Annotated in this window: 23 protein-coding genes; 15 read left to right on the forward strand and 8 right to left on the reverse strand. The window is 73.7% G+C overall.

The genetic code is table 11. From position 1 onward, the window contains the following. Window positions 1-54 precede the first annotated feature (54 nt). Entirely contained in the window at window positions 55-672 is a 618-nt protein-coding gene (locus QSK45_RS32365; RefSeq protein WP_285562462.1) for a TetR/AcrR family transcriptional regulator, read from the reverse strand. A gap of 64 nt (window positions 673-736) precedes the next feature. Next, the gene (locus tag QSK45_RS32370) at window positions 737-1315 is read right to left on the reverse strand and encodes a hypothetical protein (RefSeq protein WP_285562463.1); all 579 of its coding nucleotides are present in this window, start codon (window positions 1313-1315) and stop codon (window positions 737-739) included. Window positions 1316-1554: 239 nt separating this feature from the next. Between QSK45_RS32370 and hmgA the strand changes: the two genes are divergently transcribed. Genes hmgA through QSK45_RS32385 form a run of 3 tightly spaced genes read left to right on the forward strand, consistent with a single transcriptional unit; the run spans window position 1555 to window position 4852 of the window. After that, on the forward strand, window positions 1555-2874 hold the full coding sequence (gene hmgA / locus QSK45_RS32375) for a homogentisate 1,2-dioxygenase (protein ID WP_285562464.1): 1320 nt from the start codon (window positions 1555-1557) through the stop codon (window positions 2872-2874). A gap of 44 nt (window positions 2875-2918) precedes the next feature. Further along, window positions 2919-3668 carry a GntR family transcriptional regulator gene (locus tag QSK45_RS32380; protein ID WP_285562465.1) on the forward strand — a complete coding sequence of 250 codons (750 nt, stop codon included), beginning with the start codon at window positions 2919-2921 and terminating at the stop codon, window positions 3666-3668. 26 nt (window positions 3669-3694) lie between these two features. Further along, a complete protein-coding gene (locus tag QSK45_RS32385) occupies window positions 3695-4852 on the forward strand; it encodes a type ISP restriction/modification enzyme (RefSeq protein ID WP_285562466.1) in 1158 nt (385 codons plus the stop codon). A 9-nt stretch (window positions 4853-4861) separates the two neighbouring features. Here QSK45_RS32385 and QSK45_RS32390 read toward each other — a convergent pair whose 3' ends face one another. Further along, complete coding sequence (locus QSK45_RS32390) at window positions 4862-5572, reverse strand: TetR/AcrR family transcriptional regulator (RefSeq protein ID WP_285562467.1); 711 nt, start codon at window positions 5570-5572, stop codon at window positions 4862-4864. A 61-nt stretch (window positions 5573-5633) separates the two neighbouring features. Between QSK45_RS32390 and QSK45_RS32395 the strand changes: the two genes are divergently transcribed. From QSK45_RS32395 to QSK45_RS32405, 3 genes are read left to right on the forward strand one after another with little or no spacing between them, the layout of a single operon-like run. Continuing rightward, window positions 5634-6635 carry an ATP-binding cassette domain-containing protein gene (locus QSK45_RS32395; protein WP_285562468.1) on the forward strand — a complete coding sequence of 334 codons (1002 nt, stop codon included), beginning with the start codon at window positions 5634-5636 and terminating at the stop codon, window positions 6633-6635. After that, a complete protein-coding gene (locus tag QSK45_RS32400) occupies window positions 6632-7411 on the forward strand; it encodes an ABC transporter permease (RefSeq protein WP_285562469.1) in 780 nt (259 codons plus the stop codon). Before QSK45_RS32395 ends, QSK45_RS32400 begins: the two co-directional genes overlap by 4 nt. A 47-nt stretch (window positions 7412-7458) precedes the next feature. Continuing rightward, window positions 7459-8712, forward strand: coding sequence for a CaiB/BaiF CoA transferase family protein (locus QSK45_RS32405; RefSeq protein ID WP_285562470.1), 1254 nt, complete (start codon window positions 7459-7461; stop codon window positions 8710-8712). 94 nt (window positions 8713-8806) lie between these two features. Here QSK45_RS32405 and QSK45_RS32410 read toward each other — a convergent pair whose 3' ends face one another. Further along, window positions 8807-9076, reverse strand: a complete 270-nt coding sequence (locus QSK45_RS32410; RefSeq protein ID WP_037658345.1) for a hypothetical protein — start codon at window positions 9074-9076, stop codon at window positions 8807-8809. A gap of 605 nt (window positions 9077-9681) precedes the next feature. After that, window positions 9682-10485, reverse strand: coding sequence for an SGNH/GDSL hydrolase family protein (locus tag QSK45_RS32415; RefSeq protein WP_285562471.1), 804 nt, complete (start codon window positions 10483-10485; stop codon window positions 9682-9684). Window positions 10486-10758: 273 nt separating this feature from the next. Between QSK45_RS32415 and QSK45_RS32420 the strand changes: the two genes are divergently transcribed. From QSK45_RS32420 to QSK45_RS32440, 5 genes are all read left to right on the forward strand, one after another. Beyond that, window positions 10759-11142, forward strand: a complete 384-nt coding sequence (locus QSK45_RS32420) for a hypothetical protein (protein ID WP_285562472.1) — start codon at window positions 10759-10761, stop codon at window positions 11140-11142. 409 nt (window positions 11143-11551) lie between these two features. Then, window positions 11552-12373 (forward strand): glycosyltransferase family 2 protein, encoded by an 822-nt coding sequence (locus QSK45_RS32425; protein ID WP_285562473.1) that lies wholly within the window; start codon window positions 11552-11554, stop codon window positions 12371-12373. Beyond that, entirely contained in the window at window positions 12370-13362 is a 993-nt protein-coding gene (locus QSK45_RS32430) for a glycosyltransferase family 2 protein (protein ID WP_285562474.1), read from the forward strand. Before QSK45_RS32425 ends, QSK45_RS32430 begins: the two co-directional genes overlap by 4 nt. Then, the gene (locus tag QSK45_RS32435; RefSeq protein WP_285562475.1) at window positions 13355-14164 is read left to right on the forward strand and encodes a polysaccharide deacetylase family protein; all 810 of its coding nucleotides are present in this window, start codon (window positions 13355-13357) and stop codon (window positions 14162-14164) included. Before QSK45_RS32430 ends, QSK45_RS32435 begins: the two co-directional genes overlap by 8 nt. Next, window positions 14157-17711 carry a lipopolysaccharide biosynthesis protein gene (locus QSK45_RS32440; protein ID WP_285562476.1) on the forward strand — a complete coding sequence of 1185 codons (3555 nt, stop codon included), beginning with the start codon at window positions 14157-14159 and terminating at the stop codon, window positions 17709-17711. Before QSK45_RS32435 ends, QSK45_RS32440 begins: the two co-directional genes overlap by 8 nt. A 3-nt stretch (window positions 17712-17714) precedes the next feature. Here the strand turns inward: QSK45_RS32440 and QSK45_RS32445 are convergent, their stop codons facing one another. Continuing rightward, window positions 17715-19073 carry a glycoside hydrolase family protein gene (locus tag QSK45_RS32445; RefSeq protein ID WP_285562477.1) on the reverse strand — a complete coding sequence of 453 codons (1359 nt, stop codon included), beginning with the start codon at window positions 19071-19073 and terminating at the stop codon, window positions 17715-17717. 119 nt (window positions 19074-19192) lie between these two features. Between QSK45_RS32445 and QSK45_RS32450 the strand changes: the two genes are divergently transcribed. Together QSK45_RS32450 and QSK45_RS32455 are read left to right on the forward strand one after the other, a co-directional pair. After that, window positions 19193-20287 carry a DUF5925 domain-containing protein gene (locus QSK45_RS32450; RefSeq protein WP_285562478.1) on the forward strand — a complete coding sequence of 365 codons (1095 nt, stop codon included), beginning with the start codon at window positions 19193-19195 and terminating at the stop codon, window positions 20285-20287. A 15-nt stretch (window positions 20288-20302) separates the two neighbouring features. Continuing rightward, on the forward strand, window positions 20303-21070 hold the full coding sequence (locus QSK45_RS32455) for a DUF72 domain-containing protein (RefSeq protein WP_285562479.1): 768 nt from the start codon (window positions 20303-20305) through the stop codon (window positions 21068-21070). An 8-nt stretch (window positions 21071-21078) separates the two neighbouring features. Here the strand turns inward: QSK45_RS32455 and QSK45_RS32460 are convergent, their stop codons facing one another. After that, entirely contained in the window at window positions 21079-21453 is a 375-nt protein-coding gene (locus QSK45_RS32460; protein ID WP_285562480.1) for a GntR family transcriptional regulator, read from the reverse strand. A 71-nt stretch (window positions 21454-21524) separates the two neighbouring features. Between QSK45_RS32460 and QSK45_RS32465 the strand changes: the two genes are divergently transcribed. Together QSK45_RS32465 and QSK45_RS32470 are read left to right on the forward strand one after the other, a co-directional pair. Then, window positions 21525-22454, forward strand: a complete 930-nt coding sequence (locus tag QSK45_RS32465) for a GNAT family N-acetyltransferase (RefSeq protein ID WP_285562481.1) — start codon at window positions 21525-21527, stop codon at window positions 22452-22454. After that, the gene (locus QSK45_RS32470; RefSeq protein ID WP_285562482.1) at window positions 22435-22935 is read left to right on the forward strand and encodes a ribonuclease FAU-1 family protein; all 501 of its coding nucleotides are present in this window, start codon (window positions 22435-22437) and stop codon (window positions 22933-22935) included. The genes QSK45_RS32465 and QSK45_RS32470 overlap by 20 nt, the downstream gene beginning before the upstream one ends. 53 nt (window positions 22936-22988) lie before the next feature. Here QSK45_RS32470 and QSK45_RS32475 read toward each other — a convergent pair whose 3' ends face one another. Continuing rightward, complete coding sequence (locus tag QSK45_RS32475; RefSeq protein ID WP_285562483.1) at window positions 22989-23609, reverse strand: class I SAM-dependent methyltransferase; 621 nt, start codon at window positions 23607-23609, stop codon at window positions 22989-22991. Between the last annotated feature and the right edge of the window lie 59 nt (window positions 23610-23668).

Consider the following 23668-nt stretch of genomic DNA (forward strand, 5'->3'; position numbering starts at 1 on the left):
GACGGGGAGCCTACCGACCGGTTGGCATGTTCGGGAGCCCCTGCGGCCGGCCTCTCAGTCGAACAGCCGCCCCAGGTACGCCCGCAGCAGTTCCCGGGTCTCGCGGATGATCGCCTCGTCACCCTCCGGATCGACCCGGAAGGCCAGCTGGACCAGGGTGTCCGCGCTCTCCACGGCGATGAGGAAGGCCCGCCGCAGGTCCTCGTCGGGGGCGCGGCCGATATAGGCGGCGAGCAGCTCCGAAAGCCGGTCGGCGACCCGGCTGTTGGGCTCGGCGCGGCGGACGCCGACCGGGATCTGGTTGCCGAAGTCGACCAGGGAGAAGCCGGGCGCGGTGCGCTTCATCGCCAGGTACTCGTCCAGGACCGCGTCCATCGCGGCCCGCCAGTCCCCCGCCACCGACCGCTCCAGGCGCTCGGTGACGTGCGCGGTGAACAGCTCCAGATTGCGCTGCGCGAGCGCGTCGACCATCTGCCGTTTGTTGCCGAAGAAGCGGTAGACCGAGCCGATGGGCACGTCGGCGCGCAGTGCGACGGCGCGGGTGCTCAGTCCGTCGTAGCCCACCTCGTCGAGGAGTTCGGCGCAGGCGTCGAGGATCCTGGCCAGCCGTTCGGCGCTGCGCCGCTGGACGGGGGCGCGGCGGAGCGAGGTCGCGTGGGGCACGGGCTTCATGATGCCTTTCCGCCGGGGTCCGGTGAACCTGGTCCCAGGGTACGGAGAAGCGCGGCCGAAGCCCTCAGCCGTCCGACTGGCGGTCGGCGCCCCGGCCGGACGGCCGGGGCGCCCGGGTGACGGACACCGTTATGTCGGCGGTGCTCTGGACCGGTTTCCCGTGGACGGCCCACACCGTGCCGTCGTCGGCGTACAGGCGGGCGGTGACGTGGTGGGTGCCGTGCGGGACGAGCCGGGCGGGCAGCCGGTACTCGGGGCTGTGCAGCCGGGCGACCCGGCGGCCGTCCACGAAGAGACAGGCGAGCCCGCGCCCGGTCACCGCCCTCGGGCGGGCGCCGGGCGTGGAGACCCGGAAGTGCCGGAAGGTCAGCCGCACGTCCCAGCCGCCCGCGGTGTCCGGGGTGATCTCGACGCCGACCCGGGGGGCGTCCCCGCCGCCCACCTCGCGCAGATGACGGCCGGTGCCGTCGGTGTCGTCCAGCACCTTGCCGACGGGCGAGGGCGAGTCCACGCCCGCCGCGCCCGTGCCGCCGCCGGTACCCGTGCCCCCCTGCGCCGTACCGCAGCCCGCCGCGCCGAGCGGCAGCAGGAGGCACACCGCGAGCGCGGCCAGGCGTCCTCGGGTCTCCCTCGTCCACGACATGCCCGGGAGCGTAGAACACCGCGCCGGGCCCGGGAATCCGCCTGAAGTCGGGTTCCGGGCCTACCCCGGAGGGAGGAGGGGCCCTCGGTGGGCGGAACGCCCCGGAGTGCGCCCCTTGGACCTGCCGGACCACGGCACCCACCCGGCCCGCCCCCTTGCGCGCGGCTCCCCGCATTCCTACGGTGATGCATAGGAATCCGCGGATGTACTCAGAAGCGCAAAGGAGCGTGGGGAAGACCATGAGCGGGGACGCGCGCAAGACCGCCGAGGGGCTGTCCTATCTGACCGGGTTCGGCAACGAGCACGCCTCGGAGGCGGTGCCGGGTGCCCTGCCCGAGGGCCGCAACTCGCCCCAGCGCGCGCCGCTCGGCCTGTACGCGGAGCAGCTCAGCGGCGCGGCCTTCACCGAGCCCCGCGCGTACAACCGCCGCTCGTGGCTGTACCGGATCCGCCCGTCGGCCGCCCACCCGCGGTTCACCCGTACCGCCAACGGATCGATCCGTACGGCACCCTTCAACGAGACCGTACCCGACCCCAACCGGCTGCGCTGGAACCCGCTGCCGGAGCCGGCCGCGGGCACCGACTTCCTCGCCGGCCTGTGGACGCTCGGCGGCAACGGCGACGCGACCCAACGCGCGGGCATGGCCGTGCACCTGTACCACGCCAACGCCTCGATGGAGCGCGTCTTCTCCGACGCCGACGGCGAGTTGCTGATCGTCCCGGAGCGCGGCGGGCTGCTGCTGCACACCGAGTTCGGGCGGCTGCACGTGGAGCCCGCGCACGTGGCGCTGATCCCGCGCGGGGTGCGGTTCCGGGTGGAGCTGCTGGACGAGTCGGCCCGCGGCTACGTCTGCGAGAACTACGGGGCGCCGTTCCGCCTCCCGGAGCTGGGCCCGATCGGCGCCAACGGCCTCGCCAACGCGCGGGACTTCCGCGCGCCGGTCGCCGCGTACGAGGAGACCGAGGGCCCGGTGGAGGTGGTGAACAAGTTCTGCGGCAACCTCTGGACGGCCCGCTACGACCACTCGCCCCTCGACGTCGTCGCCTGGCACGGCAACCACGTGCCGTACGTGTACGACCTGCGCCGCTTCAACGTGATCGGCACCATCTCCTACGACCACCCGGACCCCTCCGTCTTCACGGTCCTGACCGCCCCCTCGGACACCCCGGGCCTGGCCGGCGTCGACTTCGTCGTCTTCGCGCCGCGCTGGCTGGTGGGCGAGGACACCTTCCGGCCGCCGTACTTCCACCGGAACGTGATGAGCGAGTACATGGGCCTGATCGAGGGCGCCTACGACGCGAAGACCGCCGGCCCGGGTGGCTTCGTGCCCGGCGGCGGCTCGCTGCACAACATGATGTCGGCGCACGGCCCGGACCGGGAGACGTTCGAGCGGGCGAGCGCGGCCGAGCTGACGCCCCAGAAGATCGACGACGGCCTCGCCTTCATGTTCGAGACCCGCTGGCCGGTGACGCTCACCCCGCACGCGGCCCGCGCCGACCACCTCCAGCAGGGCTACGACGACGTGTGGCGGGGCCTGACGCCGGACTTCCGTATCTGACACGCGTGTTGCGCCCGTTGTTGCCGACCGGTACGGATATCAGCGTGACCTCCTTCGCCCCTGACTCGATCGTCCTGAACCGCAAGCTGCCGCTCTGGTATCAGGTGTCGCAGTCGCTGCGCGCCTCGATACTGGGCCGCTCGCCCGCGGACCCGCTGCGCCTGCCCACCGAGGAGCGCCTCGCGGAGCACTACGGGGTGAGCGTGCTGACCATGCGCCAGGCGCTGAAGGAGCTGGAGGACGAGGGGCTGATCACCCGGCACCGGCGGCGCGGCACCTTCATCGAGCCCGATGCCCGGCGCGGCACCCCGGTGCGGCTGCTGGGCTCGGTGGACGCGATCGTGGCCCAGCAGTCCGGGATGCGCACGGAACTGCTGGGCCACGGGCCCGCGCCGGTGCCGGGCGGGCTCACCGACTGCTTCCCGGACCTCACCGAGGTGGCCACGTACCACCGGCTGCGCTTCGACGAGCAGACCGACGAGCCGACCAACCACGCCGTCAACCACGTGCGCCCCGAACTGGCGGCGCGGATCGACCTGGAGGACCTGGTCCGCTGGCCGATGACGAAGGTGCTGCGGGACGTCGTCAAGGCCGACATCAGCCGCATCACGGACACGGTGGAGGCCCGGATCGCCGACCCGGAGACCGCCCGCCTCCTCCGGGTCCCGCTGCTCAGCCCGATCCTGCACTACACCGGCATCACCTACGACACCGAGGGCCGGGTGCTGGACGTGGCGGTCATCCACTACCGGGGCGACCGCTTCTCCTTCACGGTGACCTTGGACGCCACCTGACCCGCCCGCGGGTCCCGGCCCGTACGATGCCCAGCGTGCCGTACGACGACGACGCTCCGCTGCTGGCGGACCTCATGCCGTGGTCCGTCGCACCGCTGCGGCCGGGCCGCACCTGGCCGACCGCGCCCGACCCGGCCTCGCTGAAGGCCCGCTGGGACACCCTGCTGAAGGCCGGACCAACGGACCGCGAGGCCCTGTTCGAGCCGAGCAGGGCCCGCACCCTGCACTCGGCCGTGGGCCAACTGCCCGGTCAGCCGACCGGCACGGAGCGCCTGGCCCGCGCCGGGGGACCCTGCGCGGAGCCGGTCCGGGTCCTGGCGGGCCCCTTCGACGAGCAGTGGCTGATCCCGGACCACCGGCTGCTCGACGCGGCCCGCCCGGAGCTGTGGCGCGTGGCGGACGCCGACCAGATCTTCCTGGTGGAGACCCCGGACGACCGCCACCCCCTGCTCGCCACGTCCCTCCTGCCCACCCTGCGCACCGGCCGCGTCCGCCCCCTCCACCGCCGGCCGGGCGCCGCGGAACCCAACCTGGCCCCCGGGCTCCTGGACCACCTGACGGCCCGCCTCGGCGTCCGGGTCACCCCGCTCGACCTGCTGTGCTGGTTCCTGGCCACGACCCGCCCCGACCACACGGTCCCCCTGACCGCCGACCCGGGACTGTGGTCGGCGGGAGTGGAGTCGGGCCGACGCACCCTGTGGCTGCTGCGCCGCGACGGCGACCGCCCCAAACTGCCGGGCGGGCGCCGCCCCTACGTCCGCGCGCCCCTGCCGCCCCGCCCCTCGGCCCTCCGCTACGAACCCGAGGAGCAGACCCTCCACCTGGACGAGGGCCGCGTCTCCCCCGTCCTCCCGGAGGTCTGGGACTACCAGCTGAACGGCACCCGCGTCCTGGAGTCGTGGTTCACCTCCCGCACGGCCGCGGCGGCTCCCGGCACGCTGGAGACGATCCGCCCGGCGGCCTGGCCGCAGTCCTGGACCTCGGAGCTGCTGGAGCTGATCACGGTGCTGGCGCTGCTGGCCGGACTCCACCCGCGGCGAGCCGAGCCGGAGGTGACCTCACCGATCACCGCGGACGATCTCCGGCGCTCGGGCGTCCTCCCGCCGCCACCCGCGTCCCGCCGACCCGCCTCGGTCCTGGACCGCCCCGAGGAAGGCCCGGAGGGGCAGTTCGCCCTGTTGTAGCCGGTCCGGCTAGTGCGGGGAGTAGGCGTCCAGGACCCTTCCCAACGCCCGCTCGAAAACCGCCTCCATGTCCACCGGCCCCGGGTCCTGCGCGAACGCCTCCGCCAGCCTCGGGTACTTCCCGGACGCCACCTGCCGCGCCAGGTACGCCCCCCGCACCGCGGTCTCCTCGTCCTGCGACCACGGCAGCGCCCGCACCCGCTCGGCGGTGTCCAGCTCGTTGCGCACGTACGTCGTCACCACACCGTTGACCATGGCGATGAGTTCGAGCTTCGTCCCGTAGGGGGCCTCCAGCGGGTCCAGACACGCCAGGCAGTGCTCCAGGTACCGCAGCGTGTGCGGACTGAACCCGTACACCGGCGACATGAGCCGCGGCATCCACGGATGCCGGCGCATCAGCGACCGCGCCTGGTGCGCCACGCGCATCAGCTCCGCCCGCCAGTCGCCACCCGGCTCCCACAGCACGTGCTCCGCGGCGACCGCGTCCATCATCAGCTCGTACAGGTCCTCCTTGCGCGGCACGTAGTTGTACAGGGACATCGTCCCGCACCCCAGCTCCGCCGCGACGTGCCGCATCGACACGGCGTCGAGCCCCCGCGCGTCGGCGATCCGCACGGCCGCGGCCGCGATGTCGTCGCGGCTGTACGCCGGTCTCGGCCCACGCCCGGTGCGCTCGGGGCGCGCCCAGATCACCTCGGGTACGGCCCCTCGGACTGCCATGTCATCACCTCGGCCACCATCCTAGTTACGTACACCGTACGTAGTGCGCTATGGTCCCCTCATGACGACTACGTACGCTGTACTTAGTGAAGGGCTGGAGAAGCGCTTCGGCGGCACCCACGCCCTGCGCGGGCTCGATCTGGCGGTCGCGCGGGGCACCGTCTGCGGCCTGCTGGGGCCCAACGGCGCCGGGAAGACCACCGCCGTGCGCCTGTTGACCACGCTGCTGCGGCCGGACGCCGGCTCCGCGCGGATCGCCGGGCACGACCTCGTGCGGGAGGCCGCCGCCGTACGGAGCCTGATCGCGGTCACCGGGCAGTACGCCTCGGTCGACGGCGATCTGACCGGCCGGGAGAACCTGCGGCTGTTCGCCCGGCTGCACCGGGTCCGCGGGCCGGCCGCGCGCGCCGACGAGCTGCTGGAACGCTTCGGGCTCACCGGGACCGCCGACCGCAAGGCCTCGGCCTGCTCGGGTGGCATGCGGCGCCGCCTCGACCTCGCCGCGAGCCTCGTGCGCCGCCCGGAGGTGCTCTTCCTGGACGAGCCGACGACCGGCCTCGACCCGGCGAGCCGCGGCGACATCCGGCAGGCCGTTCGGGAACTCGCGGCGGACGGCACGACGGTGCTGCTGACCACGCAGTACCTGGAGGAGGCCGACCAGCTCGCCGACGACATCGCCCTGATGGACCGGGGCCGGATCGCGCACACCGGCTCGCCCGCCGAACTCAAGGCGCTCATCGGGTCGTACGCCGAGGCCGTGGTCGCCCATGCGGACGCGCTCGGCACGGCGGCCGCCGTACTGGACCGACTCACCGGCCGGGAACCGGCGTTCGACCGCGAGCGCACCGCCGTCGGCGTCCTCACCACCGACCCCACGCTGACCCTGCCCCGGCTGGTGCGCGAACTCGACGCCGCGGGCGTGCCGTTGCTCGACGCGAGCCTGCGCCCGCCCACCCTGGACGACGTCTTCCTGCGGCTCACCGGAACCCGGGCCGAAGCCGGAACCGGAACGGGAGCCGCAGCCGGTCGCGCCGCCGGCACCACCGAGGAGCACGCCGCATGAGGGCCCTCGCGTACGACGGACTCGCCCTGACGGGACGGCAGTTGCGCCGGGTCCGCAACAGTCCCGGCCTCGCGGTCCTGACCCAGATGATGCCGATCAACATGCTGCTGTTCTTCGGGTACGTCTTCGGCAGCGCACTGGCGATGCCCGGCCGGGAGTACCGCGCCTTCCTCGTGCCGGGTCTGCTGGCCGCGACCGCGGCGGGCGGGCTGATGACGGGGATGTTCCAGGCCGCCGCGGACACCCACCGCGGGGTGAGCGACCGGCTCCGCACGCTGCCGGTGAGCCGGGCCGCCGTGCCGCTCGGACAGGCGGTCGCGGACCTCGTCGTCACCGCCGTCGGCACCGTCCCGCTGCTCCTGGTGGCACTCGCGGTGGGATGGCGGATCGAGGGGCCGGCTCCCGAGGCCGCCGGCGCGGTGGGGCTGCTGCTGCTCTTCCGCTTCGCCTGCACCTGCGCCGGCGTCTGGCTGGGCCTGCTCACCCGCAGCGAGGAGGCGGCCGGGCAGCTCGGCGCCGCCTCCTTCGTGCTGCCGCTGCTGTCCGACGCGTACATCCCGACGGACCATCTGCCCGGATGGCTGCGCACGCTCGCCGAGTGGAACCCGATCAGCGCGGTGACCACCGCCCTGCGGGACCTGTTCGGCAACGCGCCCGTGCCGCGCGGCGCCGCCTGGCCGGTGGCCCATCCGGTCGCCGGCTCGCTCGGCTGGAGCCTCGTCCTGATCGCGGTGTTCCTGCCGCTCGCGGTGCGCCGCCACAGCCGCGGGGAGTGACATACGCGGTACTGACAAACCCGCCCAAGGGGGAGATCATCCACCCCATGGAACACCCCGTGGAGCACCAGCCGCCGCCCCTGGAGGGCATCACCGTCGTCGCCGTCGAACAGGCCGTGGCCGCGCCCTTCGCGACCCGGCAGCTCGCCGACCTGGGGGCCCGGGTCATCAAGGTGGAGCGGGTGGACGGGGGCGACTTCGCGCGGGGCTACGACACGGCGGCGGGCGGCCTCGCCTCGCACTTCGTGTGGTGCAACCGCGGCAAGGAGTCCATCGCGCTCGACCTGAAGGACCCGCGCGGCCTGGACGTCGTACGGCGGCTGGTCGCGGACGCGGACGTGTTCGTGCAGAACCTGGCGCACGGGGCGGCGGCCCGGCTCGGCCTGGACGCGGCGACCCTGTGCGCGGCGCAACCGCGACTGGTCGCCGTGGACATCTCGGGCTACGGCCCCTCCGGGCCGTACGCGGACAAGCGTGCCTACGACATGCTGGTGCAGTGCGAGGCGGGTCTGGTGTCGGTCACCGGGACGCCGGAGCAGCCGGTGAAGGCGGGTATCCCGGCGGCGGACATCGCGGCGGCCATGTACGCGTTCTCGGGGGTGCTGGCGGCGCTGGTCCGCCGGGGCGCCACCGGGCGCGGCGGGCCGGTGGAGGTGTCCCTGCTGGACTCGCTGGCCGAGTGGATGGGACATCCGCTGCACCACACGATGCACGGCGGCGAGCCCCCGGCGCGCACCGGTCTCGCGCACCCCGTCATCGCGCCCTACGACGTCTACGCGACGGCGGACGGCGGACGGGTGCTGCTGTCGGTGCAGAACGACCGGGAGTGGCGACGACTGACCGAACAGGCCATGGAACAGCCGGAGTTGGGGACGGACCCGCTGTTCGCGACGAACGCGGCACGGGTCGCGCACCGGACGGAGACGGACGCGGCGGTGGCGCGCGCGCTCGGCGCGCTGGACGCCGACGAGGCGATGGCCCGCCTGGAGAAGGCGGGCATCGCCTGTGCGCGGCTACGGGATCTGCGCGAGCTGGCGGAGCATCCCCAACTGGCGGCCCGGGACCGCTGGCGTCAGGTGGGTTCGCCGGTGGGACCGTTGCGGGCGCTGCTGCCGCCCCTCACGCTGCCGGGCGGGGACGAGGCGCGGATGGGCGACGTGCCCGCGCTCGGACAGCACACCGGGGCGCTGCTGCGCGCCGTGGGGATGACGGACGACGAGATAGCAGCGCTGTGCCGGGACGGTGTGGCGGCCGAGGCGCGGGCCCTGGAGCGGGACCAGGACCGCCGGTTCGCCCGGTGAGCGCCGGGTGGGCGCTCAAGGGGCCGAGCAGTGGCCGGATCGGGGCCGGATCACGACCGGATCGGGGCCGGCCCAGCGGCCGGCCGGTGACCGGCTAGTGGCCGCCGAACAGCGAACGCCGCAGTCGGCGCAGCGGTGCGAACAGGGAGACCCGCCTCACCCGCGCGCCCCGGTCGCTGTGCGTGCGCCGGGTGTCCCGCGCCGTCAGCTCCCGCATCAGCGAGGTCGCCTCGACGGTCTTCTGCTGCGGTATGGCGGGACCGCCCAGCACCGCCAGATGCCGGTCGAGGCGCGAACTGGTCGCGCTGCTCCCGCAGGTGATCGCAGGGACCCTGGCCCTGCTGCGCACTGTTATCTGTTCCATGTCACTCCCCACCCGTACGAGTCCACCCGGCCCCGGGCAGAGTAACCCTATCTCCCCACCAGGGCACGCGTGTATCGCGCCTACAGGATTCACCTTTCCCGTAAGGGGGTTGACCATCCCGCGCTGACTACTCTCCGAATCCGACCGGTTTCAGGGCGAGTTGGACAACCGGCTGGCCGACGGCTCGCACCGGTTCGCCGCACCCGGCCGATCATCACGGCGTGTGACGGCCACCGGACCCCGACCCCCTCGCGACCAAGGGCGTGTTCGGCCCCGCGGGGCCCCGGGGCGGCGACGGGCCCCGCGGCGGTCCGGAAGCGGTCACTCCGCCGCCGCGGCCGCGGGCGCCCGCACCGGTCCCGGCGCGGGCGGAGGAGGCGGCGTGGAAACGGCCGGGAACGTGGCCCATCTCACGTGCCCGGCCGGCCCGCCGGCGGAGGCCCCGTCGGCCAGGGTCCCCGCCGCCGCGGCGGGGCGACCCCGCCGGCGGTGCGGCGGGGTCGCCCGGGAGGTACCAGGTATCACGTCGACGCCTCGGGCCGGTCCGCGAGTTCACCCTGACGGGCGGGCCCGGTGGTGCGCCGTACGGTGCTCACCCGAACGGGTCAGCCGGCGGCGTTGGTGAGCACCGGCAGGTAGCCACCGGACTGACCGTCGGCGGTGGGGTGGTACGACTCGGTCAGGTCGAGCCAGTTCGTGCTGTGGAGCCAGGAGCTGCCGGAGCAGATCTCGTGGGTGGAGAAGGGGGTGCGGACGTCACCGAAGACGAAGCCGTGCGCCGAGACGCGGGTCTGGATGGTGTTGTCCAGGATGTCGGCCGCGTCGTTGATGGCCGAGCGCTTGGTGTCGGACAGGCCGAGGCAGGTCTGGCCGAGCAGGTAGAAGCGCGGGTAACCGACCACGACCACACGGGCGTTGGGCGCCTTGGAGTGGATGGCGTTGTAGACGGTGTCGAGCTTCCCGGGCAGCGTGGAGGTGATGTACGACTCCGCGCTGGAGATGGCGGACAGGCAGGTGCTGTCCGAGTACAGCACGCACGTCTGCATGACGTTCGCGAAGCCGGCGTCGTTGCCGCCGATGCTGATGGACACCAGCGAGGTGGAGGAGTCGAGCGAGCCGAGCTGGTTGGCCATCACGTCGTCCGTCGTGGCGCCCGAGCACGCGTTGAAGGCGAACGAGGCCGGGCTGTGCGCGGCGTTCCAGAGGTAGGCGGCGGCCTTGGTGCTCCGGTCGCAGGAGCCGCTGGAGCTGATGTAGCTGCCGGAGCCGACGCCGGAGGCGTAGGAGTCGCCCAGCGCGACATAGCCACCGCTGTTGGAGGCCGCCTGCGCCGACACGGCCTGCGTGAAGCCGAGACCGAGGGCGAGGAGGAGTGGAGCAACGAATCCGACAAGTCGGGAACGTCTCATGGTATCTCCCAGGTGAGCAGGAAGTCTGCGGCAACTTAAGTAGCAACTACGCGCGTTGACCGGAAGTGTTCATGCCAAGAATTTTTGACTCTCAATAAGACCGACTTCAAAGATTTACTGCTCATGTATTGCGCGTACATGTCAAATGTGTTGACGGCCTCTCAGGCACGTGCTCCCGCGGGGTTTCAGGAGGGGTCGGCCGGTCTTGACGCCCCCTCGGCTCTGCGTCACATTGAAGCCCGGCATCCGGCGCTCCGGGGGGCGAAGTCGCCAATGCGCACCTTGCGGATCAACAGGGACCTGTCGCCGCTGCTCACGGGAGCCGCCGCCGCCGTCGCGACGGCCGGCGCGCTGCTCGCCCTCGCCGGCTCCGAATCCGCGCTGCGCGGCCCGTGCGCGCTGCTGTTCCTCCTGTCCGCGCCGGCCGCGGCGATCGCCACCGCCCTGCGCGGCCTCGACCCCTTCGCCCGGACGCTGTGCGCGCTCGGGGGCGCGATCGTCGTCGACATGCTGGTGGCCCAGGCGATGCTCGCGCTGCACCTCTGGTCCGTCCGGGGCGGGGTGGCCGCGGTCGCCGTACTGAGCCTGCTGTTCCTGCTCCCCGCGCTTCTCCGGAACCGGGTTCGTCGCGGCTCTCCAGGACCGGATTCCGAGTAAAAGCACATAAGAGTGAGCAAGGTGAGCCACTGTTACGCAACGGACCAATCATGGGAAAGGTGAGACACCTTCCAGGTCTTGCCTTTCGGGCTCAACCGTCAATACCGTCATACATCTCAACCGCATCGGTTCGCCGACGCACGGCCCATGGGGAGGGCCGGGCGCCCCGGTGACACCGGTGCGGAGCGCGGTAGGGGGGTGCCGTGCCCGGTGACCGCGAGCGGTGACCGGGCCGGGCCGCGCGACCGGCCGTCGTCGCTCGACCGGCGGCCCGGACAGCTTCGCCAAGCTCGTCCACGGGCACGGAGTTCCGCTCGCCGTGCCCTGGAGGAGAACCCCCCTTTCGAACCGGACCCTGAGCCGGGCCGCCCCGGGGCGGGCGGTCCACCGGACGAGAGGGAAGACAACCATGAGTTCAGCGCTGCGCCCGCCGAGTCCGGGCCGCGAACCGCTGCTCGTCCCGCACTACCGGCCCATCTCCTCGCACCTCGCGATCACCCCGCCGGTGAGCGTGGTGATCCCCGCCATGAACGAGGCGAGGAACCTGCCCTACGTCTTCGAGAGTCTTCCCGACTGGATCCACGAGGTCGTCCTCGTGGACGGCAACTCCACCGACGGGACCGTCGAGGTGGCCCGGTCCCTGTGGCCGCGGCTCAAGGTCGTCCCGCAGCGCGGCCGGGGCAAGGGGGACGCCCTGATCACCGGGTTCGGGGCATGCACCGGCGACATCATCGTGATGGTCGACGCGGACGGCTCGGCCGACGGCGGCGAGATCGTCAGCTACGTCTCCGCGCTGGTCTCCGGCGCCGACTTCGCCAAGGGCTCCCGCTTCGCCAACGGCGGCGGCACCGACGACATGACCTTCGTCCGCAAGCTCGGCAACTGGGCGCTGTGCACGGTCGTCAACCGCAAGTTCGGCGCCCGCTACACGGACCTCTGCTACGGCTACAACGCGTTCTGGCGGCACTGTCTCGACAAGATCGACCTCGACTGCACCGGCTTCGAGGTCGAGACACTGATGAACATCAGAGTGGTCAAGGCGGGCCTGAGAGTGCAGGAGATCCCGAGCCACGAGTACCTGCGCATCCACGGCGCCAGCAATCTGCGGGCGGTGCGCGACGGGCTGCGGGTGCTGGGGGTGATCCTGCGCGAGCGCTCCAACCGGCGTGCCCTGCGGCGCCGGGTGCGCCACTCCCCGCTCCTCAGGGCCCGGCGGGGAGAGGTGTCTTGAGCGGTCCCGGCATCTCCGTCGTGATCTGCGTGTACACCGAGGACCGCTGGGAACACATCCTCGCGGCGGTCTCCTCGGTGCGCGCGCAGTCGTACCCGGCACGGGAGACCCTCCTGGTCGTGGACCACAACCCGGCCCTCCGCGCACGCCTGGAACGCGCGTACCGGGACGAGGAGCAGGTGCGCGTGCTGCCCAACTCCGGCCCGCGCGGCCTGTCCGCGGGCCGCAACACCGGCATCGCCGCCTCCCGCGGCGAGGTGATCGCCTTCCTGGACGACGACGCAGTGGCCGAACGGGACTGGCTGCGCCGCTTCGCCGAGGCGTACGCCGATCCCCGGGTGCTGGCCGTCGGCGGCCGCACCGAGCCGGTCTGGGCGTCCGGCCGGCGGCCCGTCTGGTTCCCGGAGGAGTTCGACTGGGTGGTGGGCTGCACCTACCGGGGCCTGCCGCCGGGCCGGGTGCGGGTCCGCAACGTCCTCGGCGGCAACGCCTCGTTCCGGCGCACGGCGTTCGAGGCGGCGGGCGGCTTCGCCACCGGCATCGGGCGCGACGGCGGCCACCGCCCCCTCGGCGGCGAGGAGACGGAGCTGTGCATCCGCCTCGCCCGCGCCCGACCCGACGCCGTGCTGCTCGTCGACGACCGCGCGGTGATCCACCACCGCGTGCCCCGCCCCCGGGAACGCTTCGCCTACTTCCGCTCGCGCGCCTACGCCGAGGGCCTGTCCAAGGCACTGGTGGCGCGCAGCGTCGGCGCGGCCAGGGGCCTGGAGTCCGAACGCCGGTACGCCACCCGGGTGCTGCCCGCCGGTGTCGTCCGCGGACTGCGCGACGCCCTGCTCGGCCGGCCGGGCGGCGCGGGCCGCGCGGGCGCCATCGTCGCCGGTGTGCTCACGGCCGCAGGAGGGTTCGCGGTGGGGAGCGTACGGGCACGGCGGGGCTCGTACGCCTTCGCGAAGACCGGCGGCCGGACCGGGGGTCCGCATGAGTGACCTGCCCGTACCGATCCTCATGTACCACTCCGTGGCCGACACGCCCAACGACGCCACCCGGACGCTGTCGGTCAGCCCCGAGGCATTCGCCGAACAGATGGCGCTCATCGCGGAGTCGCGCTTCACACCGGTCACCACCACCGAGCTGGCGGCGCACTGGCGCGGCGGCCGACCGCTGCCCCCGCGTCCGGTGCTGATCACCTTCGACGACGGCTACGAGGGCGTCCACCGGCACGCGCTGCCCCTGCTCGCCCGGCAGCACTTCCCGGCCACGCTGTTCGTCTCCACCGGCTGGCTCAGGGGCGCCCACGACACCGGGGGCGGCCTCGACACCATGCTCGACTGGCCCCAGGTGCGCCGGCTCGCCGCCTGCGGGGTGGAGATCGGCGGGCACAGCCATACGCATCCGCAACTGGATCAGCTGGACGACGGCGCGCTGGCCGAGGAGCTGAGCCGGTGCACGGAGATCGTCGCCGGTGAACTCGGGGCGCGGCCGGTGTCGTTCGCGTATCCCTACGGCTACTCCAGCCGCCGGGTGCGCGCGGCGGTGCGCGCGGCCGGGTACGCGCAGGCGCTCGCCGTCGGCAACGGGCTCGCCCGCCGCGCCCAGGGGCCGTACGCGCTGCGCCGGGTCACGGTGCGGCGCGGCACGGACGCCGAGGAGTTCACGCGGCTGCTGCGGGGACGCGCCCTCGGCCGGACCTTCGCCCGGGACCGTGCGCTCACCCGGGGGTACGCGCTCGTGCGCAGGGCACGGCGGGCCGGCCTGATCGTGGGGAAGGCTGGTCGTCCCCTTGGCTGACACCACCACCGCACCCGGGCCCGAGGCGGCGAGGGCGCCCGGCACCGGCCACTCCCCGGGCGGCGGCCCGCTGCTCCGCAACGCGTACGCGCTGATGCTGAACACCGGCGTCTCCGCCGTCCTGGGCCTCGGCTTCTGGCTGGCCGCGGCGCACTACTACTCCGATGCCGCGGTCGGCCGGGGCTCGGCCGCCATCGCCGCGATGAAGCTGCTCGCCGGGCTCACCTCGGTGACCCTGACCGGCGCCCTGGCCCGGTTCATCCCGGTGTCCGGGAAACGCACGGGCCGGTTCCTCCTGCGTACGTACGTGGGCAGTTCACTCGTCGTGGCGCCGGCGGCCGGGGTGTTCCTCCTGACCCTGGACGCGTGGGGGCCCTCGTACCGCTTTCTGCACGGCCCGCTGCCCGGCCTCGGCTTCGTGGCGGCCGTGGTCGCCTGGAACGTGCTCACCCTCCAGGACGGGGTGCTGACCGGGCTGCGCAGCGCGCCCTGGGTGCCGGTGGGCAACACGGTCTTCTCGGCGGTGAAGCTGGTGCTGCTCGCCACGTTCGCCGTCGCCGTCCCGGCCGCCGGGGTCTTCGTGTCGTGGGTGGCCGCGATCGCCACCTCCGTGGTACCGCTGGGCTGGCTGGTGTTCCGGCGCCTGGTGCCCCGGCACGTCGAGGCGACCGCCGGCCGGGTGGGACCGCCGCGGGCGCGGGAGATCGGGAGGTTCCTGGCCGGGGACTGCACCGGCTCCCTGTTCTCGCTCGCCGTGGTCTGCCTCGTGCCGGTGATCATCGCCGCGCAGGTCAGCTCCGAGGAGAACGCGTACTTCTACATCGCCGCCACCATCGGCGGCACCTGCAACCTGCTCGCCGTCAACATGGGCGCGTCCCTCACGGTCGAGGGCTCGCACGACCCGGAGCGGCTGGCCGCCCACGCCCGCGCTGCGCTCCAGCGGATGGCCCGGATCATGCTGCCGATCAGCGCCGTGCTGTTCGCCGGCGCGCCCTGGGTCCTCGGCGTGTTCGGCGCGGGCTACGCCGGCGCGGCGACCCCGCTGCTGCGCTGGTTCGCCGTCGGCATGCTGCTCCGGGTCGTCATGGAGACCTACTTCGCGGTCCTGCGCGCCCGAAGCCGCACCGCCGGACTCGCCTGGCTCCAGGGTCTGTTGTGCGTACTGGTCCTCGGTCTCACCCTGCTGCTCCTGCCGCGGATGGGGCTCACGGGGGCGGGGGTCGCCGAGGTCTCCAGCCTGGCCGTCATCGTCTCGCTCACCGCGCCGCGGCTCTGGCGGACGGTACGGGCCGTGCCCGCGCCGGGTTCCGGGTCCGTGCCGGACGCGGCGGCGCCGGACGGGGATCTTGCGGACCTGGGGATGAGCGAGGCCCCGGTGCGGCGCAGGGCGCCGGCGTGGGCGCGGGCGCGGGTTGCCGAGGGAGCCGTACCCCTGGCGCGGCCCGCGCCCTCCCCCCACCCCGCGCCCTCGGCCTTCTCGCCGCCCCCGCCCCCGGCGGAGACCGCGTCCCCGTCGGACGCCGCGCCCCCGGCCGCCTCCGCTCCCCCGCCCCGTCCCCCGCACCGGCTCTCCGGACTCCCGCTCACCTGCCTCCTGGCCGCCGCCCTCCTCCTGTACTGGCTGCCCGCCCTGCGCCTCGGCGAGACCGATCTGGACCGGATGGGCGGCCTGGGCCTGGTCTCCGTCCTGCCGTTGCCCACCCTGGTCGGCGCGGCCCTGCTCGTGGTGGTCTTCGCCGGGCTTCTGCGGCAGCGGCGTGAGCACCGGGCCCTGCTGCTGGTGACCCTGCTCGCCACGGTCGTCTCGCTGCACGCGCTGCCCGCGGTGATCGAGCCCGAGCCCCGGTTCGCGACGGCCTGGCAGCACCTGGGCTTCCTCGACTACATCGACCGCACCGGGTCCGCCGTCCCCGACCTGGACGCCCGCTGGAGCTGGCCGGGCTTCTTCGCGGTGGCCGCGTTCGCCGGCCGGGCGTGCGGGGTCACCGACTTCACCGGGGTGATCCGCTGGTGGCCGACCGCGATCCAACTCGCCTACCTGGCGCCGATGGCGCTGCTGACCCGGTCGATGCGGGCGCACTGGCGGGCGAAGTGGACCGGTGTCTGGCTGTTCGCGCTGTGCGGCTGGGTCGGCCAGGACTACTTCTCGCCGCAGAGCTTCACCTTCCTGCTGTACCTGCTCTTCGTGGCGATCCTGCTGGTCTGGTTCCGCCCGCCGCGCGCGCTGTCGGCGAGGCTGCGGCCGGGCGAGGCGGAACCGGCACCGGCCGACCGGCGCCGGCGCACCGTGCTCCTCCTGCTGCTGACCGGCCTGTACGCCGCGACCGTGCCCGCGCACCAGCTGACCCCGTTCATGATGCTGGGTGTGCTCGCGGCCCTCGTCCTGCTGCGCCGCTGCGAACTGCGCGGCCTGCCGCTGCTGTTCGCGGTGGTCGTCGCGCTCTGGCTGGGCTTCATGGCCGAGCCGTACTGGTCCGGGCACTTCGACGACCTCTTCGGCGGCGTCGGCGGGGTCGGCGGCAATGTCTCCAGCTCCGTCGCCGGCCGTATCCAGGGCGGCGATCCGACCCACAAGCTCGTCCTCTACACCCGCGTCCTGCTGGCCGGTGCCGTGCTGGCACTCGCCTGCGGGGGCTGGTCGCGCCGACGCCTGCACCGGTACCGCGAGCGCTCCCTGCTCGTGCTCACCCTCGTCCCGTTCCTGGGCTTCGGCATGCAGTCGTACGGCGGTGAGATGGCCCTGCGCGTCTTCATGTTCGCGGTGCCGGGCGCGGCCCTGCTCGGCGCCCTCGCGCTCTTCCCGCGCGCCGGCGACCGGCCGGGGCTCGCCCCGGTGGCCGCGCTGCTCGCCGGGCTGCTGCTGATGGGCGGCTTCCTGGTGGCCCGCTGGGGCAACGAGCCCTTCGAGCGCACCCGGCCCGGCGAGGTCGCGGCGATGGACTGGGTGTACGCCCATGACCGGCCGACGGTACGGCTGCTGTGGCTGAGCGAGGACACGGTGGACGACGTGACCCCGTCGCTGCCGTGGGGCGCGAAGGACATGGAGCGGGTCGACTACGTCCCGACGCTCGCACCGGCCGACCCGGCTCGGGTGTCCGGGCTGGTCGAGGCGCTGAAGGAGGCGGGCCCGCGCTCGTATCTGATGGTCGACCGGAGCCAGGTGACGTACCTGCGCCTGGCCGCGGGCTATCCGGCGGCCTGGCAGCCCCGGCTCACCCGGAGCCTGGACGCCCGGCGGGACCTGACGAAGGTGCTGGTCAACGATGACGTCTCGGTGTACGCCCTGCGCGGCCGGCCCCCGGGACCGGTCCCGCTGCCACGACCCGGGCCGATCGGACCCCGGGTGACCTGGACACCCTGGTCGGTGGTGGGCGCACTGGCCGCCGTCGTCCTGACGCTGGTGCTGGCCGCGCGCGAGGTGGCGCGGGTGGCGGTGCGGCCGGGAGTGCGCCGGCTGCGGCTGCTCCAGGGGAGTCTCTGGTTCTGCGTGCCCTTGCTGGCGGTGGTGCTGGCCGTGCTGGTGCAGCGGTTCCTGACGCTGAAGTGAGGATCAGCGGTCGAGCCACCTCACCTCGTACGGCCGGAGCCGGAGCCGTCCGCCGTCGACCCGCGCACCGGTCGTACGGCCGCGGGTGTTGACGACGAGGACGGTACGGTCGCTCGCCAGGACGCGCAGGCCGGGCGCGGCGGCCGGATCGACGGAGACCGTCCGGTACGTCGTGCCGGGCGGGAAGGCCGCCGCGAACCGGGACACCAGGTCGTACATGGGCAGGGGTCGTCCCCCGTCGGCGCGGTCGGTCGGGGTCCACAGGCAGCCGGGGCAGCCGGGGCCGGTCCGCTGCTCCGGGTTCCAGTAGAAGCCGGTCTCGGCACCGCCCCTGACCAGGGCGATCATGCCGGCGGCCTGGACGGCGACCCGGTGCGGCTCGGACCAGCCGGCGGCGCCGTCGCCGGGCTCCACGTAGTACTCGGCCCACCACAGGGGCAGGCCGTGGGTCTGCCGCCGCACCCACGCCCCGACGGCGGTCAGCTTGTCCGTGGCGGTGAACTCGTCCGGCCGCGGAGCGCCGCCGCGGGGGTAGCTGGCGCCGTCGACCACGGTGAAGTCGGCACCGGCCTTGTGGGTGTTCCAGTAGGAGAAGGCGTCGAGGACGCGCTGGTCCATCGCGCCCCAGGCGCCGCGTACCGCCGGGGAGGCGTGGGGGTCGTCCGGGGCGACGCTGTCCATCGCCGGATAGGGGCCGCCGACCATGACGTCCTCGCCGGTCTTCTTCAGCGCGCGGTACACGAGGTTGTACAGCCGGGTGTACCCCTCGTAGTCCCAGCGGTTCCCGGCCTCGTCCCAGAAGCCCTTGAACTCGTTCCAGACGATGAAGTGCCGCACGTCCGGGTAGCGCCGGGCCACGGTCGCGGCGAGGTCGGCGAAGTCCTGGTAGTGGGCGGGGGCGGGCGCGGTCTCCAGGGCGGACCGGCTCCAGTCGGTCCGGTCCGCGCCGGACTCGCCGCCCTTCATCCAGTCCGGGGCGCAGCACAGGGTGATCACCGGGGTGCCGCCGGAGGCGCGGACGAAGCCGACGCGGTGGTCCAGGGCGCCGAAGTCGTAGTGCCCGCGCGACGGTTCGGGGTTGTCCGCGCCCCAGCCCATGATCGCCTGGTCCTGCGCCAGCCCCCCGCCGGACCTGAGCAGTCGCCGTACCCGGGCGGTGGCGGCGGGGTCGCCGCCGTCGGCGCTGAACCGGGTGTGGGTGAAGCCCCAGCCGACGGCGGCGCCCGGCGGTGCGGAGCCGCCCGCCCTGCCCGGCGGGCCGCCGAGCAGGACCGGCGGCACGGCGAGCACGGCCGCGATCCCTCCGGACAGGACGAGGAGCCGCCACCACCGACCGTAGGATTCCCACCCCTGACATGCCATCAAGGGCAACGGTAACGGCGCGGTACGGGGCTTGGGCAGACCCGGGGCGACCCCGGGACACCCGGGACAAGCGGTGGAAATGCCGTGCACGGAGGGCACCGGTGACGGATCATGGCGGCATGCCTGCGAACCCGCACGACGCTCTGCCGATCCGGCTCCACGTCGACGATTCCGACTCGCCGTCCGACGTCGTCGACGCGCTGTTCCTCGGCCGTTTCGCGACGGGCGAGCAGCCGTACTCGCACGCGGTGAACATCGACCGCGTGCGCTCCGGCGCGACCCTGCTGCCCGAGGGGGCGAAGGTGCTCCGGGTCGCCCGGGACGACGACCGCAGCGCCACCCTCGCCGAGGGCGACGGCTGGACCCTGCTGGTCTCCCGCTGGAGCCGCGGCGCGGACGTCACCGTGACCGCGACCAGCGCCGAACTGGCCCAGGAGATCCTCGACCGGGCCACGGACGGCGCGGCCGACGAGCCCGAACCCCAGCCGGAGAACGTGACGATGGGGTTCTGGTACGTCTCCCCGCGCCGCGGCCCGCACCGCACCACCCGCCAGATCTCGGCCGGCACCTGGTCCGAGGTCCGGTCCAACTACACCGCGCCGGTGGCCGAGGCGATGGACCGGCTGATGAAGACCACCCCCGAGGACATCGCGGGCCGCCTCCTGCTGCTGCACGGCCCGCCGGGCACCGGCAAGACCTCGGCGCTGCGCACCCTGGCCCGCTCCTGGCGGGACTGGTGCCAGGTCGACTGCGTCCTCGACCCCGAGCGGCTCTTCTCCGACGTCGGCTATCTGATGGACATCGCGATCGGCGAGGAGGACGGCGCGGGCAAGGGCCGCTGGCGGCTGCTGCTCCTGGAGGACTGCGACGAGCTGATCCGCGGCGAGGCCCGGCACACCGCGGGCCAGGCGCTGTCCCGGCTGCTGAACCTCACCGACGGCCTGCTCGGACAGGGCCGCAATGTGCTGGTGGGCGTCACCACGAACGAGGACCTGGAGCGGCTGCACCCGGCCGTGGTCCGCCCCGGCCGCTGCCTCGCCCGCATCGAGGTGGGCCCGCTCACCCGCGACGAGGCGGTGCACTGGCTCGGCACCGAGGAGGGTGTCGGCCGGGAGGGGGCGACCCTGGCCGAGCTGTACGCCCTGCGCCGGGGCACCACGCCGACCTCGGTGCCGGGTGCGCGCAACGGCGCGGACGCGGGGCTGTACCTGTAGTGCTTTCATGAAGGCGTGACCTTGTTCGTCGGCACCTCGGGGTGGCAGTACAAGGACTGGCGGGACCTCGTCTATCCGGCCGGGGTCCCGGCACGGCTGTGGCTGGAGGAGTACACCCGGCTGTTCGCCACGGTGGAGATCAACAACGCCTTCTACCGGCTGCCGTCGTACGACCATTTCGCCGCCTGGCGGGCACGGGTGCCGCCGGACTTCGTGGTCGCGGTCAAGGCCAGCCGGTTCCTCACCCACATCAAGCGGCTCAGGGAGCCCGAGGAGCCGGTACACCGGCTGATGACCCACGCGGCGGGCCTCGGCGACCGGCTCGGCCCCGTCCTGCTCCAGCTCCCGCCGACCCTGCGCGCCGACCCGGCCCTGCTGGACGCCTGCCTGGCCTGCTTCCCGCGCGGTACGAGGGTCGCGGTGGAGCCCCGTCACGACTCCTGGTGGACACCGGAGGTGCGCGAGGTCCTCGCCTCCCGGGGCGCGGCCCTGTGCTGGGCGGACGTCCTGTCCCGCCCGGTCACCCCGTGGCGCACCACCGACTGGGGCTACGTCCGCTTCCACCAGGGCCGGGCCCAGCCCTGGCCCCGCTACGGCCGCCGCGCCCTGGAGACCTGGGTCGACCGCGTCGCCACGGCGTTCCCCGACGGCGAGGACGTCCACGCCTACTTCAACAACGACCCGGGCGGCGCGGCGGTGGCGGACGCGGTGACGTTCGGGAGGGCGGCGCGGCGGGCGGGGCTCGCGGTGACGCGGGTGCCGGAACCCGCGCGGCTCCGCTGACGCCCCGGCTACCCCTGTCCCCCGTAGGCGGCCCGCAGGGCGTCCCGCACCGCGGCCAGCGCCTCCTCCTCCCCCAGCCCCAGCCTCCGCACCCGGTCGGCGTACGCCTGCGCGGCCGACGACGCCTCGCGCTCCGCGGCGGAGCCGGCCGCGGCCACGTAGGTGCCGCGGCGCCCCCGCGTCTCGATCACCCCGTCGCCCTCCAGCGCCCGGTACGCCTTGGCCACCGTGTTCACCGCGAGCCCCAGGGACTCGGCCAGCCCTCGTACCGTCGGCAGCCGGTACCCCACGGGCAGCACCCCGGACCGCGCCTGCTCGGAAATCTGCGCCCGCACCTGCTCGTAGGGGGGCGCGCTGTCATCGATGCGGATCTTCAGGCTCACGGCCCCGATTCTCCCGTACGGACGGAAAATGAGAGGCATCCCCGGCGCATCTCCCCGTACGGTCCCTGCCCATGACACTGATCGTCCGTGACCTGCGTCCCGACGTGCCGGCCGACCCCGAAGGCTTCGCCCGGGTGCGCCGACTCGCCCTGCCGTACATCCTGTTCACCTCGGAGTCGGTCCGGCACAACGCGCTGCACACACATCCCGACGCCCACTACCGGCCCCTGGTCGCGGAGGAGGACGGCGAGATCATCGGCACCGCCCAGGTCCTGCTGGCGTACGACAGCAGCGAGCCGGGCCAGGGCGTGCTGAACATCTACGTCCGGCCGGACCGGGCGGGCCGCGGCGCGGGCGGGCTGCTGCTGCGCACGGCCGAGGAGTACCTCGCCTCGCTGGGCGCGACCAAGGTGCTCGGCTGGGTCCTGGACGAGCCGGCCAACCGGGCCTTCGCCGAGCGGCACGGCTACCGGGCCAGCCGGTCCGCGCACTTCCTGCGCCTGGACCTGGTGGCCGCCGGCCTGCCGCCGCTGCCGCCCACCCCGCCGGGCGTCGAACTGCGCTCGGCCGCGGACTTCGCGGACGACCCGCGCCCGCTGTTCGAGCTGGACGCGGAGACGCTCCAGGACGAACCGGGCGACCTCGACTTCGAGTCCCGGGGCTACGACGACTGGCTGGCGCGCACCTGGGACCATCCGCTGCTGAACCGCGAGCTGACCATGGCCGCGTGCGTCGGCGGCCGTCCCGTCGCCTTCAGCACGGCCTACACCGACGGCGACGGCCGGTACTCCACCGCGATGACGGGCACCGCCCGCGCCCACCGCGGCAAGGGACTGGCCAAGCTCGCCAAGCTGCACTCCCTGCACCGGGCCCGTGCCGCCGGCGTCACCGAGGCGTTCACGGGCAACGACGCGGGCAACGACCCCATGATCGCGATCAACAAGTGGCTCGGGTACGAGATCTGCGCGACGGAGGTGCACCATGTCCGCGAACTCGGCTGACCCGACTGCCGACTTGACGGTCGTGCTGGTCAAGGGCGGCCGCACGAAGATCCGTTATCCGGCCACGCTGCTCGGGGACGACGGCACCCGGGTCGTGGTCCGGGCGCCCTGGGCGGGCTCCGGCACCCGCGACTTCGGGTTCGTACGCTTCGAGCCGGGCGATGTGTTCACCGAGTACTACTGGCGCGACCGGTGGTACGCGGTCAAGGAGGTGCGCGCAGCGGACGGCTCGGTCAAGGGCTGGTACTGCGACATCACCCGGCCCGCGGTGCGCACCGGCACGGAGCTGGTGGTCGAGGACCTGGACCTGGACCTGTGGCGCTCGGCCGACGGCGGGGACGTACGCCGCCTGGACGAGGACGAGTTCGCCGCGAGCGGGCTGGCCGGGACGGACCCCGAGGCCGCCGCGGCCGCCGTGGCCGCTCTCGCCGAACTGGAGCGGCTCGCCCGCGCGGGCGGCTTCGGCGACCTGCTGGCGTGAGCGAACGGCGGGCTTCCGCGGGGAGCGGCCGGCCCGGTCCGCGGCCGGCCGCCTCACACGGTCGCCACCACCGCGTACCGCTCGTCCGTCACCTCCTTCCCCCACAGCACCGCGTCACCGGACAGTCGCTCCACGCGTGCCCCGGCCGTCAGCGGCTCCAGCAGCGCGGTGAGCCGGTCCGCGGGTACGCCGACGGGGTCCGCCTCACCCCAGACGCCCTCGACCAGCACGAACCGGCCGCCGGGGCGCAGCAGGTCCCGCCAGTGCCGCAGGACACGGGCCTGGTCGGGCAGCGCCCACAGGACGTGGCGTACGAGGACCACGTCGAAGCGCCGCTCCCCCACGGGCGGGGCCTCGGCGGGTCCGCGCAGCACCTCGGCCCCGTGCCCGGCGAGCTTGGCGCGGGCCAGCTCGGTCATGGCCCGGGACAGGTCGACGGCCGTCACCCGGTGCCCCCGCTCCGCCGCGAGGAGCGACATGCTGCCGGTGCCGCAGCCGAGGTCGAGCACGTCGGCGGGGTGTCCCGGCAGCCAGGAGCGGAGTCTGGCCGACCATGCGGCCCGCACGCCGGGATCGCGCAGGCCGTGGTCCGGCTCCTCGTCGAAGTCCGCGGCCCGCGCGTCCCAGTCCACGGCACGGGCGGTCGTACCGCTGTGCTCACGTTCATCTGCCATGACCGGAGAGTGACACACGCCACTGACAGTCCCGGGCGGACGAGGAACGCTCGCCGAAA

The organism is Streptomyces hygroscopicus subsp. hygroscopicus (genome assembly GCF_030269125.1).
In the GTDB taxonomy this organism is placed as follows: domain Bacteria; phylum Actinomycetota; class Actinomycetes; order Streptomycetales; family Streptomycetaceae; genus Streptomyces; species Streptomyces hygroscopicus_C.

Bases quoted from the DNA above. Each gene is read 5' to 3' on its own strand.
- QSK45_RS32410 (WP_037658345.1), bottom strand. From the start codon at position 9,076: ATGGAACAGATAACAGTGCGCAGCAGGGCCAGGGTCCCTGCGATCACC.
- QSK45_RS32400 (WP_285562469.1), top strand. From the start codon at position 6,632: ATGAGGGCCCTCGCGTACGACGGACTCGCCCTGACGGGACGGCAGTTG.
- QSK45_RS32365 (WP_285562462.1), bottom strand. From the start codon at position 672: ATGAAGCCCGTGCCCCACGCGACCTCGCTCCGCCGCGCCCCCGTCCAG.
- QSK45_RS32425 (WP_285562473.1), top strand. From the start codon at position 11,552: ATGAGTTCAGCGCTGCGCCCGCCGAGTCCGGGCCGCGAACCGCTGCTC.
- QSK45_RS32415 (WP_285562471.1), bottom strand. From the start codon at position 10,485: ATGAGACGTTCCCGACTTGTCGGATTCGTTGCTCCACTCCTCCTCGCC.
- hmgA (WP_285562464.1), top strand. From the start codon at position 1,555: ATGAGCGGGGACGCGCGCAAGACCGCCGAGGGGCTGTCCTATCTGACC.
- QSK45_RS32405 (WP_285562470.1), top strand. From the start codon at position 7,459: ATGGAACACCCCGTGGAGCACCAGCCGCCGCCCCTGGAGGGCATCACC.
- QSK45_RS32390 (WP_285562467.1), bottom strand. From the start codon at position 5,572: ATGGCAGTCCGAGGGGCCGTACCCGAGGTGATCTGGGCGCGCCCCGAG.
- QSK45_RS32420 (WP_285562472.1), top strand. From the start codon at position 10,759: ATGCGCACCTTGCGGATCAACAGGGACCTGTCGCCGCTGCTCACGGGA.
- QSK45_RS32465 (WP_285562481.1), top strand. From the start codon at position 21,525: ATGACACTGATCGTCCGTGACCTGCGTCCCGACGTGCCGGCCGACCCC.
- QSK45_RS32450 (WP_285562478.1), top strand. From the start codon at position 19,193: ATGCCTGCGAACCCGCACGACGCTCTGCCGATCCGGCTCCACGTCGAC.
- QSK45_RS32370 (WP_285562463.1), bottom strand. From the start codon at position 1,315: ATGTCGTGGACGAGGGAGACCCGAGGACGCCTGGCCGCGCTCGCGGTG.
- QSK45_RS32475 (WP_285562483.1), bottom strand. From the start codon at position 23,609: ATGGCAGATGAACGTGAGCACAGCGGTACGACCGCCCGTGCCGTGGAC.
- QSK45_RS32435 (WP_285562475.1), top strand. From the start codon at position 13,355: ATGAGTGACCTGCCCGTACCGATCCTCATGTACCACTCCGTGGCCGAC.
- QSK45_RS32445 (WP_285562477.1), bottom strand. From the start codon at position 19,073: ATGGCATGTCAGGGGTGGGAATCCTACGGTCGGTGGTGGCGGCTCCTC.
- QSK45_RS32395 (WP_285562468.1), top strand. From the start codon at position 5,634: ATGACGACTACGTACGCTGTACTTAGTGAAGGGCTGGAGAAGCGCTTC.
- QSK45_RS32385 (WP_285562466.1), top strand. From the start codon at position 3,695: ATGCCCAGCGTGCCGTACGACGACGACGCTCCGCTGCTGGCGGACCTC.
- QSK45_RS32470 (WP_285562482.1), top strand. From the start codon at position 22,435: ATGTCCGCGAACTCGGCTGACCCGACTGCCGACTTGACGGTCGTGCTG.